Annotated in this window: 12 protein-coding genes and 1 tRNA gene; 5 read left to right on the top strand and 8 right to left on the bottom strand. The window is 65.2% G+C overall.

Translation table 11 applies throughout. From position 1 onward, the window contains the following. Window positions 1-20 precede the first annotated feature (20 nt). Window positions 21-755 carry a hypothetical protein gene (locus AC50X5_RS14265; RefSeq protein ID WP_494976733.1) on the bottom strand — a complete coding sequence of 245 codons (735 nt, stop codon included), beginning with the start codon at window positions 753-755 and terminating at the stop codon, window positions 21-23. Continuing rightward, entirely contained in the window at window positions 752-1486 is a 735-nt protein-coding gene (locus AC50X5_RS14270) for a hypothetical protein (protein WP_494976734.1), read from the bottom strand. The genes AC50X5_RS14265 and AC50X5_RS14270 overlap by 4 nt, the downstream gene beginning before the upstream one ends. A gap of 232 nt (window positions 1487-1718) precedes the next feature. Between AC50X5_RS14270 and AC50X5_RS14275 the strand changes: the two genes are divergently transcribed. Both AC50X5_RS14275 and AC50X5_RS14280 read left to right on the top strand, forming a co-directional pair. Further along, window positions 1719-3383 carry an ABC-F family ATP-binding cassette domain-containing protein gene (locus tag AC50X5_RS14275; RefSeq protein ID WP_494976735.1) on the top strand — a complete coding sequence of 555 codons (1665 nt, stop codon included), beginning with the start codon at window positions 1719-1721 and terminating at the stop codon, window positions 3381-3383. Beyond that, window positions 3380-5287, top strand: coding sequence for an ABC transporter ATP-binding protein (locus tag AC50X5_RS14280; RefSeq protein ID WP_494976736.1), 1908 nt, complete (start codon window positions 3380-3382; stop codon window positions 5285-5287). Before AC50X5_RS14275 ends, AC50X5_RS14280 begins: the two co-directional genes overlap by 4 nt. Window positions 5288-5291: 4 nt before the next feature. Here the strand turns inward: AC50X5_RS14280 and AC50X5_RS14285 are convergent, their stop codons facing one another. Beyond that, window positions 5292-5696 carry an NUDIX hydrolase gene (locus AC50X5_RS14285; RefSeq protein WP_494976737.1) on the bottom strand — a complete coding sequence of 135 codons (405 nt, stop codon included), beginning with the start codon at window positions 5694-5696 and terminating at the stop codon, window positions 5292-5294. A gap of 1 nt (window position 5697) precedes the next feature. Continuing rightward, a tRNA-Arg gene (locus AC50X5_RS14290) sits at window positions 5698-5770 on the bottom strand. 70 nt (window positions 5771-5840) lie between these two features. On the opposite strand from AC50X5_RS14290, the gene AC50X5_RS14295 reads away from it, so the two are divergent. Then, complete coding sequence (locus AC50X5_RS14295; protein WP_494976738.1) at window positions 5841-6605, top strand: DUF998 domain-containing protein; 765 nt, start codon at window positions 5841-5843, stop codon at window positions 6603-6605. On the opposite strand, the gene AC50X5_RS14300 is transcribed toward AC50X5_RS14295, so the two are convergent. The 4 genes from AC50X5_RS14300 to AC50X5_RS14315 form a co-directional block, all read right to left on the bottom strand. Continuing rightward, window positions 6581-7009, bottom strand: a complete 429-nt coding sequence (locus AC50X5_RS14300) for a hypothetical protein (protein WP_494976739.1) — start codon at window positions 7007-7009, stop codon at window positions 6581-6583. The genes AC50X5_RS14295 and AC50X5_RS14300 overlap by 25 nt on opposite strands. Window positions 7010-7018: 9 nt before the next feature. Then, window positions 7019-8497, bottom strand: a complete 1479-nt coding sequence (locus AC50X5_RS14305; RefSeq protein WP_494976740.1) for a hypothetical protein — start codon at window positions 8495-8497, stop codon at window positions 7019-7021. Further along, window positions 8494-9279 (bottom strand): hypothetical protein, encoded by a 786-nt coding sequence (locus AC50X5_RS14310; RefSeq protein WP_494976741.1) that lies wholly within the window; start codon window positions 9277-9279, stop codon window positions 8494-8496. Before AC50X5_RS14310 ends, AC50X5_RS14305 begins: the two co-directional genes overlap by 4 nt. An 89-nt stretch (window positions 9280-9368) precedes the next feature. Beyond that, on the bottom strand, window positions 9369-10001 hold the full coding sequence (locus AC50X5_RS14315; RefSeq protein ID WP_494976742.1) for a hypothetical protein: 633 nt from the start codon (window positions 9999-10001) through the stop codon (window positions 9369-9371). Window positions 10002-10034: 33 nt separating this feature from the next. On the opposite strand from AC50X5_RS14315, the gene AC50X5_RS14320 reads away from it, so the two are divergent. Next, on the top strand, window positions 10035-10862 hold the full coding sequence (locus tag AC50X5_RS14320; protein WP_494976743.1) for an inositol monophosphatase family protein: 828 nt from the start codon (window positions 10035-10037) through the stop codon (window positions 10860-10862). A gap of 48 nt (window positions 10863-10910) precedes the next feature. Then, window positions 10911-13442 (top strand): DNA helicase PcrA, encoded by a 2532-nt coding sequence (pcrA, locus tag AC50X5_RS14325; protein WP_494976876.1) that lies wholly within the window; start codon window positions 10911-10913, stop codon window positions 13440-13442. Window positions 13443-13450 lie beyond the last annotated feature (8 nt).

The following is a 13450-nucleotide window of genomic DNA, read 5'->3' on the forward strand; positions in this document are numbered from 1 at the left end:
ATTTTGTGAAAGCCCTTCCGCTACTTTTTTGAAAATGACTTTTTACTCCGTTGACGGGAGGCGTGAAGCTTGGCAATCCAGATCAGCGCAAGTCCGACGACGAAGCACAGGATGGCCGTGTAGTTGGTGACGAACTCCACGGTTCCGAGCTCGGGCGGCAGCCAGGGAAATGACAGGGTCAGGATGATTGCTACAGACCCGATACCCAGGAGCAGAGCGCCGAGGCGTACCAGCAGGGGCAGGCTGCTGCGCACTGCCCTGGCCATGGCCGGAACCAGGACCAGCGAAACATACGCCGGATACAGCCGCCCGGCGGCGCCGTAAAACTCCACCAGCGCGGCGTTCGTCTCATGCTTGCCTGCCACCTGGCTCATCCCCACGGACGAACCAGTGGTATCCGTCAGCAGGAAGGTGATGATGACGGCGGCACTGCACATGGCCAGCGCCACAATTCCCGGCTTCCCGGTGATCAGCCGGTACTCCTTGACAGCGCCGAAGCCCTTGGTGATCTTCACGCCCAGGAAGAAGATGGCCCCGAAGATGACGAGGCGCAGCAGGAGGTTGGCGATGTTCATGCCGCCGAGTGTCCGGTCAATGGCCAGGTACGGGCCTTCGATGCTGAGCAGGATCGCGAGCGTAATCAGCGCGAAGATGAAGAAGAGGGAACGGTTATCGCGGCGCAGGGCACTGGGGAGACGGGCGATGGTGACGGCGGCGCAGACGGCGAGCGTTACCCATTGGAGCGTTGCAATCATCCGAGGTTCTCCCAGATCATGTCAGTTTGTTCCTGGTCCTGTTCCTGGCGCCGCAGGGTGCGGCCCAAAGTCTGCAGCCGTTCACCGGCCAGGGAGACCAGCATGGAATCGGACATGGTGTTCAAGGCAGCACGCCTCGCGTCCGGGTGCCAGCCGGCTTCAAGCTCAGTGACTAGTCCGCTGGCTACCAGCCCGGTGGTGGGACAGGCGCCTGCGGCCTCAGCTGTGGCCAGCGCAAGCTCCGGGGTCAGCCGGTTGGCGGTGAGCTGTGCCGAATAGTTCTGTGGAGCGATGCCGGTGGCCGCCGCCACGCGGTGCCGGAGCTCGCCATCGTCAATGGCATCAACCCAGTTCTTCACCGAAGTGCTGTGCGGGACGGGCCCCAGCGGCGGAGCTTCTTCCGGCGTGCCACCAGGTTCGGTAGCGGAGCGCGCCAGGACGGTCCGGAGCAGGTCCGCGGTGGACACCTGGCTGACCAATTCTTCTGCCGACGGCGGGGTGGCCGGGCCGGCGAGGACCCGAAAGGCCTCGAAGGTGGACAGCGCTGCCACCGGGTTCACGCCATAAGCGCGGCTGATGGCCACCACGGAGGATTCCGCAACCTTGCCCCGGACCATCTGCTGGGCAAGAGTGGTCCGCTTGATGCCGGATACCCGGCAGACGTCAGCGGCACTGGTATCCGGGGCGATGCCTTGCAGCCAGCGCTGGAACGCCTTGGCGGGAAGTGGCATGAGGGGCCCTCTACTTGGACGGCGACTGGTTTGGCTGACTCCACGATCTTAGTCTCATTTGCTGCCAGGACCGCCGACGACTAGTATTAATGGTCGAACCCGTTGGTCCGTACACCCCCCAAGTCCGGATCAACGGGTTCTCTTATGCCCGGGCGCTGGCTGGCTGTGCTGGTTGGCCTGTGCTGGTTGGGCTGTGCTGGTTGGCCCTTCGGGCCGGTGAGAGGATGGACCCATGACTGCAACGCTCGTAGCCAAAGACCTTGCCGGCGGCCACGATCACCGCACCTTGTTCAGCGGACTGTCGCTGACCGTTGCCCCGGGCGATGTTGTAGGCGTCGTGGGAGCAAACGGGGCAGGAAAATCCACACTCCTGCGGCTCCTCGCCGGAGTGGATGAGCCGCAGGGCGGCAGCGTCAGCCTGGCACCCTCGGATGCCTTCGTCGGCTGGCTGCCCCAGGAACATGACCGCATCCCGAGTGAAAGCATTGCCGGATACATTGCCCGCCGCACCGGTTGCGCCCAGGCCACGGCGGACATGGAAGCTACCGCAGAAGCGCTTGGCTCCGGCGCGCCCGGCGCAGATGATGCCTATTCCCTGGCCTTTGACCGGTGGATGGCCTCCGGAGCTGCCGACCTGGATGACCGGATCCCGGCCATGCTCGCGGATCTTGGCCTGGAAACCGGCACGGATGCCGAAATGACTGTACTGTCCGGCGGCCAGGCCGCCAGGGTGGCGCTCGCCGCACTGCTGCTGAGCCGCTTTGACGTGGTGCTGCTGGATGAACCCACGAACGATCTGGATCTCAACGGGCTGGAACGCCTGGAAACCTTTGTCCGGGGCCTGCGCGGCGGCGTGGTGCTGGTGTCCCACGACCGCGAATTCCTGGCCCGCTGCGTCACCACCGTAGTGGAGCTGGACCTCCCCCAAAACGCGGTCAACGTCTACGATGGCGGGTACGACTCCTACCTGGCTGAACGCGAAGTAGCGCGTCGGCACGCCCGTGAACGCTACGAGGAATTCGCGTCCACCAAAGCGGATCTGGTGCAGCGCACCCGCACCCAGCGTGAGTGGAGCTCCCAGGGCGTACGCAACGCCATGAAGAAGAGCCCGGACAATGACAAGATCCGCCGGGCGGCCAGTGTCGAATCGTCGGAGAAGCAGGCCCAGAAGGTGCGGCAGATGGAGTCCCGGATCGCCCGCCTGGACGAGGTGGACGAGCCCCGCAAGGAATGGCAGCTGCAGTTCAGCATTGGCGAGGCCCCGCGGTCCAGTTCGGTCGTTGCCACCCTGCGCGACGCCGTCGTCCGTCGCGGTGGATTCACCCTGGGCCCGGTCAACCTGCAGCTTAACGCCGGCGAGCGGATCGGGATTACCGGCCCCAACGGCGCCGGGAAGTCCACCCTGCTCAGGCTCCTTCTCGGTGTCCAGGAGCCGGATGAGGGCGCTGCCTCGCAGGGTGCCTCGGTGGCCGTCGGCGAGATCGACCAGGCACGCGGACTGCTGGCCGGGCACCTGCTCCTGGGTGACGCCGTCGAAGCGGTCCTGATGGACATGAATCCCGCTGAAGTCCGTACGCTCCTGGCGAAGTTCGGCCTGAAGGTGGACCACACCGGACGGAGCGTGGATTCATTGTCGCCGGGGGAGCGCACCCGCGCTGCGCTGGCGCTGCTGCAGGCCCGTGGCGTGAACCTGCTGGTCCTGGACGAGCCCACCAACCATCTGGACCTTCCCGCGATCGAACAGCTGGAACAGGCGCTGGAAAGCTACGACGGTGCGCTCCTGCTGGTTACCCACGACCGCCGCCTGCTCGCCAACGTACGCCTGGACACCCAGTGGCATGTCGACGCCGGCAAGGTCACCGAAGTGCTGGCAGGAACCGGAGAAAGCAAACAGTGAGCATGGAACGGGTGGCCTGGGGGTCGCTGTACAACATCACCCGGGCCAAGAGCGGCTCCAAGCCGTTCTCAAAGGAAACGCTGAAGCGGGTGCTGGGCTTTGCCCGGCCGCACCGGGGAAGGTTGATCGCCTTTGTGCTTCTGTCTGTGGTGCTGGCGTTCCTGGCTGTGGCCACTCCGGTCCTGGCCGGCCAGGTGGTCAACGCAATCGTGGCCAAGGCCGGCGCGGACCAGGTGATCCGGCTGGCGATGCTGATTGCCGGGGTCGCGATTGCCGAGGCCGCCGTTGGCCTGGTGAGCCGCTGGTTCTCCGCGACGATCGGCGAAGGCGTCATCCTGGACCTGCGCACCAAGGTTTTTGACCACGTGCAGAAAATGCCCATCGCGTTCTTCACACGCACCAGGACCGGCGCGTTGGTCAGCCGGCTGAACAACGATGTAATCGGCGCGCAGTCCGCTTTTGCCGGCACGCTGTCCGGGGTGGTGAGCAACGTTGTCTCACTGATCCTCACGCTCGTGGTCATGCTCGGGACTTCCTGGCAAGTGACCCTGCTGGCCATGATCCTGCTGCCCGCCTTCCTCATTCCGGCCCGCAGGATGGGCTCCCGGCTGGCGGACCTGCGCCGCGAGGCCGCGGAACACAACGCCACTATGGGCACCCAAATGACCGAGCGTTTCTCTGCACCCGGGGCCACCCTGGTCAAACTGTTCGGGCGCCCGGACGAGGAATCGCACGAGTTCGCCGTCCGCGCCGGCCGGGTGAGGGACATTGGCGTCCGCACCGCCATGCTGCAGTTCACCTTCGTCACAGCACTGACACTGGTCTCTGCGCTGGCGCTTGCACTGGTCTATGGCCTGGGTGGCTGGTACGCCATCACGGGGCAGCTGGCCGCCGGTGACGTTGTGGTGCTGGCCCTGCTGCTCACCCGCCTCTACGCCCCGCTCACCGCCCTGTCCAACGCGCGGGTGGAGATCATGAGCGCCCTGGTCAGCTTTGAGCGCGTGTTTGAGATCCTGGACCTGAAACCGCTCATTCAGGAAAAGCCTGACGCCGTTGCCGTCCCGCCAGGGCCCGTTTCCGTAGAGTTCGACGACGTCCGCTTCTCCTACCCGTCCGCGGACAAGGTATCGCTCGCCTCGCTGGAGGACGTGGCCACCCTGGACACCCGTGGCGGCGAAGAAGTGCTGCATGGCATCAGTTTCCGTGTGGAGCCGGGGCAGACGGTTGCCCTGGTGGGCTCCTCCGGGGCCGGAAAATCCACTATCGCCCAGCTGATGGCAAGGCTTTACGACGTCGACTCCGGAGCCGTTCGGCTGGGCGTTGGCTCCCGCGAGGTTGACGTCAGGGACGCGACCTTCGAGTCGCTGCGGGCGACGCTCGGCATGGTCACACAGGACGGCCACCTGTTCCACGAGTCCATCGCCTCCAACCTGCGGCTCGCCAGACCCGACGCAACTGAAAACCAGATGTGGGAAGCCATCAGGCAGGCCCGCCTGGAGCCCATGATCCGCTCGCTGCCCGACGGTCTGGATACCGTGGTGGGCGAACGAGGCTACCGGCTTTCCGGAGGCGAACGGCAGCGGCTGACCATCGCGCGCCTGCTGATCGGCCAGCCCCGCGTGGTGATCCTCGACGAGGCGACCGCCGCGCTGGACTCCACCAACGAGGCAGCAGTGCAGGCGGCATTGGGGGCTGCGCTGGAAGGCCGTACCGCCGTCGTGATTGCCCACCGGCTCTCCACCATCCGGGCCGCAGACCTCATCCTGGTGGTGGAGGACGGCAGGATCGTGGAGCGTGGTACGCACGCCGAGCTACTGGCCAAGTCGGGCAGGTACGCCGAGCTGTACCGGACCCAGTTCCAGGAAGCCACAGCCGCCGTACAAGAGGCCGTGCCTGAGGTCTAGCGCCCTAGCGCCTCAGCATAGGCAGGACGTGGTCCGTCAGCAGGGGAGCGAGGTCCCCGGGGAGGGCCGCATGCAGGTCCAGCCAGCGGATCTCGGCGATCTCGGCTGACGGCACGGCCTCCCACACCCCCGGTGCGGAGAAAACCGTTGCTTCGATGTCCGTGGCGGCCTCGTTGGCGGCGCCGGCAATCCAGACGCCCATCAGCCTGAGGTCAGTGGGGGCAAGGACGATGCCCACTTCCTCGGCAAGTTCGCGGGCTGCGGCTTCAACGGCGGTCTCGCCCGCTTCAGGCTTGCCGCCAGGATGCATGAACTTGTCGGTGCCGCGCTTCCGCACGGTGAGCAGGTGCCCGTCAGCGTTGTACACGCACACGGCGGACACGATGATGCGGGGATTCTGGGGGATCAAGTGCCCTCGATTGGAATCGAACCAACGACACCGGCTTTAGGAGAGCCGTGCTCTATCCACTGAGCTACGAGGGCCTGTGTCCGGGGCATAACGGCCCGGGCACGGATACCAGCATACAAGGTACCCGGGTACTACGCTCAAACCATGAGTCCAGCCGGCACCGTGGCCTATATCCCGGATACTGCATCCACCAGGCAATACATCGGCGCGTGGTCCGTGCTTAGCGTCCTGCAGTACTTCGCTGCCGAAGCCGCGGTGATCGGGGCCTGGGCCGGGCCGGCGCCCTACAGCAGGCTGACCGGCTGGATCAGCGACCTGGGCGCCTGGCATTGCGGAATCTACGACGGGCGGAATGTTTGCTCGCCCCTGAACTGGCTGATGAACGCGTCGTTCGTGGTGCAGGGCCTGGGTATGCTGCTGGGCGCGCTGCTGCTCTCCTCCGGGCTGTTGTGTGTCGCAGGAAGGTCCGGGGTGCTGGTTGCGCCCGGCCACGGCAGGCCCTGGTTCGCAGCCGTTGCCGTACGGTTCCTGTTTGCCGCGGCCGGGGCGGGAACGGTGCTGGTAGGCCTGGTCCCGGAAGACGCCGGTTCCGGCCTGCATTTTGCCGGAGCGGTGATGTACTTCCTGGCCGGAGCGCTGGCTCTGCTGGTCCTGGGTTTCCTGTGGCTGAGGCAAACGCCGTGGGCGTGGTTCCTGCTCGCCTGCGCGGTGGCGTCCCTTGGCGCCCTGGCAACGGGAGGAGTGACGGCCATGGATGTTCCGCTCCCGGGCCTGCTCGAACGGCTGATGGCTTACCCGATCACGCTGGGGGTGGCAGCGGCTGGCCTGGTGGTGGCGCGCCGCATCCACCGGCACCGTGTTCAACTGCGCGCGGCCCCTGAGGGTTATCCGGCCAGGAATTCGCGGTAGCTGGACAAGCTCCCGGTGCCCTCGTACCCCAGATGCGTTGGCGAAACCGCGGTGGACCCGTCCGCGGAGATCACTTGCAGCCCCAGGTGAGTGTCCGGATCGCCCTCCGCTGCCTCGATGACGGCCGGGAACGCCTCCTCCAGCACGCCCTGCAGCACGGCGGAGTCTGAGGAATCTGAGTGGATGAACACGTGCGCCGTTCTCCCCATGCCAGCCGTGGACTTATACGAGGACTCCACGCGCTCCACGTGAGCCAAATCGTCGACGGCGGCACGGTACTTCGCTGCGTAGTCTTCGTCACTGCCGCCCGGGTGGTTCCCATGCCCGGCGCCACCTGGGCTACAGGCTGCCACGGCGAGCACGAGTGCCAGGGCGGTACCTAGGATCAGTCCAATGTTCCTCATAGCCCGAGCCTACTGCTCACGGGAAATGCCGTAGACGGAGGAGGACACCTGAGCCGGGTTGTCGGTGAGGAACGCCTCCATGGACGGGTGGTTGGAGTAGCCGCCCAATGGTCCGGACCCTTGATATTCCTGCACCGAATCCGCGTACTTGTTGTAGTCGTGGTTATCCGCGGCGCTGCCCGGTCCGGCACCGTCCGGAGTTGGGAGGGTGACCACCGTGGCGTTGTGGCTGGCGGACCACGGAGTTGCTGGAGTCCCGGGAAGGATGGGTGGTTTGTCGTTGCCTAGATCCAACCGCGGAACAATGTCGTATTCGTGCTGGATAGATATGGCCTGGATGTTATCTGGAATGCGGGCGGAATCGATGGGCGCGCCATACACGGCCACATTGGTCACGTTGAACTCGTCGCGGAATCCTTCGTCGGAGGCCAACGCAGCCGCTGTCAGGCCGCCCTGCGAGTGCCCCACCAGCATGACGGGCGCACCGTCGGGGATGCCAGCATTTTCCATAGCCAGCTGAACGGCACGCGAAGCCGTGGAGAGATCACCGGACGCCGAGGATAGGTTGCCCACTGTGTCCATCGGGTTGGTTCCGGACTGAACGTTCCACTCCGAGGTTCCGGGGATGGCGACGATGTAGGCCGGCCCGTCGCCTTTGTTGACCTCCGTGATGCGAATGGCGGCGTCCGGCGTACCGGGCTGTCCGCCGTCCTCGTAGGCTAACGTCACAGCGCCCATAATGCTGGCCAAGTCGGACGGCACCGGGGTATTGCCGTGACCATCGACGGCGGGATCCTCTCCGACGCCCACGGACTGGCCTTCAGTGGCAACGGGTGAGCCGTCGTCCAGAAGATGCGGATGGTACTGGCCGCCCGTGGCAACGGTGGTGAGGAGGTTTGCCTGGCCCACAAGGGCCTGGGTTCCCGTGGCCACCAGTTCCGTGATGGAAGGAGGCTCGCCAGTGGTCAGGGCGTCCCAGCCTAGGCGGCCGATGTCCGCGAGGCTGTCAGCTTGGTCTCCCACGGCGTCGGAAACATTGTCCCAACTGTTCTTGGCAGCGCCGGTGACGCTGTCCTTGACGTCTCCCAGGCCGTTCTTGATGTCGCCCCACAGCCCCCCGCCGTCGTCGTTGTCTTCCTTCTTGTCCGACTCTTCCTTCGACTCTTCCTTCGGTGCGGGCTGCTGCTCGGGGACGCCGACGTCGTCTGATCCATTGCCGGACCCGCCACTCTTGCTGGCCTCTTCCTGCTGGCGGACGTCATCCAAGAGGCTCTCAGCCACCGCCAGCAATGAACGCGAGATGCTGAGTAGTTGCTGGTTGTGGCCGGACCACGCGCTCCGGAACTCGGCGCTGTCCGTGCCCCTCCAGTTCGCATTTCTGATCATGGGAGTCAGTTGGGTGCTGAGTGTGGAGAAGCGTTCGCCGGCCCGGTTGAACTGCTGCGCCAAGGCCCTGCCCTGTTCAAGGTCCATCCCATAGAGGCTCATGCCTGGCCTCCCTGGGCTGCATCCGCAGTGGAGCCGGACGTGCCGTGGATGGCCAAGAAATCATGTGCCCCCAGCACGTCCCACACCAGTTGCTCCGCCATTCGGGCGGGCGGCTCAGGTGTCAGCAGGCCTTCGCGGACACCGCTCGACGCGGTTTTGACCGCATAGAGATGCTCGGCGAGGGACCAGACCCGGCGGGTGCTGAAGCGTTCGGACGTTGCCGGGGTACGGGCTTCCACGGCGAAGTGGAAGGTAGCGCGAGGCGCAGAAACGGCCCGTTCGACGTCGGACTCATCCGCCTGCGGGGGATCGGCCGCTTCGCCGGGGAGAACAACGGGGAACGTGCCAGAGAGGACGTGCCACAAGTCCCGTTCCGCGAAAACGGTGATCCGGGTGGTGCTGTGGAGAGCGGTGACCTCTACTGAACCGTCGACGTCGGCCACGTCTCGGGAGAACGTCACGGCTAGGCCCTGACCATCGAAGAGGGACACGTGCGTATGCACGGATTCGGCATCCGTTCGGGCGACGCAGCGCAGGCGCAAAGCGGCGGCAGCTGCCCTCTGGATAAGCTGCAGCCATTCGGGGACGAGGTTTGTGCTTCCGGAGAGCGAGCCGGCCGTGATTCCGGCTGCCCGCAGTTCCTGGTGGAGCCCCTCCAGGGTTTCCGGGTCGAGGCTGCTCAATCGGCCGGACTCACCGCCGGCAAGCTCCGTGGCCAAGGCCCAGGCCAGTGTGCTCAGTTGATATGACGTGGAGCTGGGGGCCATGGTGGGACCGGCCATGTTTTCCGCCTCGGGACAGGAGCCTTCCGGCTCGTTTATCGCTACCTCGTCAGACTATGAGCAGCGCGTCCGGTTGGCGATGGGCAGAACTATCCCTTTTTGGCGCGGGCAGCCGATGAGTTCAAGAACACGGCGGCACCGCCAACCAGGAGGCTCAGCACCAGGAGCACCCACCCGGCCACGGTGAGGCCCGACGCGAATGCCACCTGGCCGGTGTCGAGCGCTTCACCGGAAATCACGCCGTCGATCGCCGCGTTGGCCCACAGCCGGGCTACGACAAACAGCAGTGGAACGGCCCACAGGATCCAGCGCAGTGCCTTACGGGCCTCATTGGTGCCGATCAGCAGCAACCACGTAAAGCCGAAAATCAGCGGGAACAACGTGCCGGCGGTTTTGTGGAGGTAATTCAGCTGGCCACGCGCATCATTGTCCATAGCGGCGCGGAGTTGCTCGATGTAGCCAGCATCAAAACCGCCCAGCAGCGAATCAGGCATGGCCAGGCCACCGGAAATCTGGGAGAGCTGGTTCAGGGTGAGCAGGTGCAGGTACCAGAACAGGAAAAGGCTGGCCACCACACCGGCGATCAGGATCAGGTTGGCGTTGCTGCCGGCCTTCTGCGGGGTCCTGGAGGTGGTGGGATTAATCACCGGCGGCAGATGGTGCTGCGGTACCACAGCCTTGGTGCCGTGCTTCTTCATCCGCTGCGCTGGGGTCTTGGCCATAACTTCCATTATTGTCCCGCCTAGACTGTCTGCATGACCACAGGCAGGCACAGCACCCTTGACCTTGATCCCGCCCTCGATGACTACCAACTCGCTTCCGCGCTGGTGCGGGAAGCGGGCCAGCTTGCCCTGCTGATGCGGATGGCAGGGCTGCAAGGGGAGCGCAAAACCTCAATATCAGACGTCGTTACCGCCGCGGATCACGCGGCTGAAGCCTACGTCCTGGAGCAGCTTCGCCGCTGCCGGCCTGAGGACGGCGTGGTGGGGGAGGAAGGCGCTGCTTTCGCCGGCAGCAGCGGCCGGACCTGGGTGATCGACCCGGTGGACGGCACCTACAACTTCCTGCACGGCTCCAGCTACTGGTGTTCGGCGCTGGCACTGAAGGACAGCAATGGCGTGCTGCTGGGCGCCATCTTCCAGCCGGAGGAGGACAAGCTGTGGCTGGGCGGCAAAGCCCGGCCGGCCACGCTCAACGATGTTGCACTTGGCACCTTCGATACCGATGGGCTCCGGGGTGACCGCCCGCTTGCCGAAATCGGCGCGGCCACCTACATCCATCCGGGCTGGCTCGCTGATCCGATGTGCGCCATGCCGTGGCACGCCGCGGCAACCTCAGCGGCGGCCCTTCGCATGTTGGGCTCCGGGTCCTGCGACCTCGGCCGGGTAGCCGACGGCGAACTGGGCTGCTGGTTCCAGCACAGCTGCCCGGAGTGGGACTGGCTGCCCGGAAAAGCAATCGTGGAAGCCGCCGGCGGCGCTACGGACACCGCCTCCATCAACGGGCTGGAGTGGTTCATGGCAGGAAGCCCGACGGCGGTGCGCCAGTTGCGCGCAGCCCTCGAGACCGGGCGGGTGGGCTAGGAACACCCGCTGTCTGCCCCAGCGCCTAGACTTGTCTACACCATGGATATGTTGTTTGACCCTTATTCCGACGGCCCCTTCAAAGCCGCACCCGCCGCTGCCGCGCGCACTCACACCCGTGCTTTCAGTGCCGGAGACGGGGTCGGTTTCGGTTCCGGCGGCGTGGCCGGTGCGGGACCTGAAGCCGCCGGTTCCGGTGACAGCGCAGGTTCTGCCCGCCACAGCGCTCCCGCCCTCGACGCCGCCCGGCTCCTTGAGGGGCTGAACCCGCAGCAGGAGGAGGCAGTCAAGCACTCCGGCGGGCCGTTGCTTATTGTGGCCGGCGCCGGTTCGGGAAAAACCCGTGTGCTGAGTAACCGGATCGGTTACCTGATCGCTACTAAGCGGGCCCACCACGGCGAGATCCTGGCAATCACGTTCACCAACAAGGCAGCAGCTGAAATGCGTGAACGCATCGAAGCGCTGGTGGGGCCGCGCGCCAAGGCCATGTGGATTTCCACGTTCCACTCGTCGTGCGTTCGCATCCTGCGCCGAGAGGCAGCGAACGTCGGCCTGAAGTCCAACTTCTCCATCTACGACTCCGCGGATTCGCTGCGGCTGATTACGCTCGTGGCCAAGAACCTGGAACTGGATCCAAAGCGGTTCGCGCCCAAGGCCATCCAGCACAAGATCTCCGCGCTCAAGAACGAACTCATCGACGACGATTCCTACTCGTCCTCGGCAAACCACAGCGATCCGTTCGAGTCGGCCGTGGCAGAGGTCTTCCAGGGATATACGCAGCGGCTGCGGCAGGCCAACGCCATGGACTTTGATGACCTCATCGCCCAGACCGTCTACATGTTCCGGGCCTTCCCGGCGCTCGCGGAATCCTACCGCCGCCGCTTCCGGCACGTCCTGGTGGACGAATACCAGGACACCAACCACGCGCAGTACGCCCTGGTGCGGGAAATCGTTGGCGAGGGGGAACAGGCGAGCGAGCTGACCGTCGTCGGCGATTCCGACCAATCCATTTACGCCTTTCGCGGCGCGGACATCCGGAACATTGTGGAATTCTCCAGGGACTATCCCAACGCACGCACCATCAAGCTGGAGCAAAATTACCGGTCCACCCAGAACATCCTCAGCGCCGCCAACTCGGTGATCTCACGCAACCCCAACCGGCCGGAGAAGCGGCTGTGGACCGCGGAGGGGGACGGCCACAAAATCGTTGGCTATGTGGGAGAGAACGAACACGAGGAAGCCCGGTTCATTGCCAAGGAAATCGACAGGCTGCAGGACGAGGACGGCCTGCGTCCGGGCGATGTCGCTATTTTCTATCGGACCAACGCGCAGTCGCGGTCCATCGAAGACGTCCTGGTGCGCGTCGGCCTGCCCTACAAAGTGGTGGGCGGCACCCGTTTCTACGAACGCAAGGAAATCAAGGACGCCCTGGCCTACCTGCGGGTACTGGTCAATCCGGACGACGACGTCAACCTGCGCCGGGTGCTTAACGAACCCAAGCGCGGCATCGGTGACCGTGCCGAGGGGGCGGTTGCCGCGTTGGCAGAACGCGAGCGAATCTCCTTTATGGCCGCGGCCCGGCGTGCGGACCAGGCGCCTGGCATGGCAACGCGTTCCGTCAACGCTGTGCAGGGGTTTGTGAAGCTGCTGGACGACCTCGCTGTAGTAGCTGCCGGTTCCGGTGCGGCGGCGGCGTTGGAAGCCGTTCTGGAACAGACCGGCTACCTCGCCGGGCTGCGCGCCAGCACGGACCCCCAAGATGAATCCCGCGTGGAAAACCTGGCTGAACTCGTGGCTGTGGTCCGCGAGTACGAACAGGAAAACCCGGAGGGCTCACTGGAAGCCTTCCTGGAGCAGGTATCCCTGGTGGCGGATGCCGATCAAATTCCGGACGCCCCCGGAGCCACCGAGGCTGAGGCTGCGGCAGCCGTGGCAGAAGCCCGCCGGCTGGGCGTGGTCACGTTGATGACGCTGCACACCGCCAAGGGATTGGAGTTCCCGGTGGTGTTCCTGACCGGCATGGAACACGGCATCTTCCCCCACTCGCGCTCGGCCACCGATCCCAAGGAACTGGCGGAAGAACGCCGCCTGGCCTACGTGGGCCTTACCCGGGCACGCAAGCGCCTGTATATCACCCGCTCTGAGGTCCGCAGCCTGTGGGGCCAGAGCCAGTACAACCCTGCCAGCCAGTTCATCGAGGAAATCCCCAGCGACCTGGTGGAGTGGAAGCGCGAGGGTACCAGCCGGAGCGCTGCAGGGTGGGGCAACGGAGCCGGCGTCGGGTCCGACCGTTACAGCGGCTCCTTCTGGGGAGCGGGTGCCGCACGCGGTGCAGCGGCGGACTCGCACGCAGGTTTCAATGCAGACGTTCCGGCGGCCATCGCCAGGAACCGCGTGCAGCCGCGGAAGGAAGTCATTGCCGTCAGTGTGGGGGACAAGGTCAACCACACCAGCTTTGGCAACGGCACGGTACTCGCACTGGAAGGCGCAGGAGACAAGACGGTGGCCAAGGTGAAGTTCAGCGTGGGGGAGAAGCGGCTCCTGCTTCGCTACGCACCGCTGACCAAGGTGGAGGCATAGCCTGTGCG

It is taken from the genome of Pseudarthrobacter sp. MDT1-40-2, from assembly GCF_059383595.1.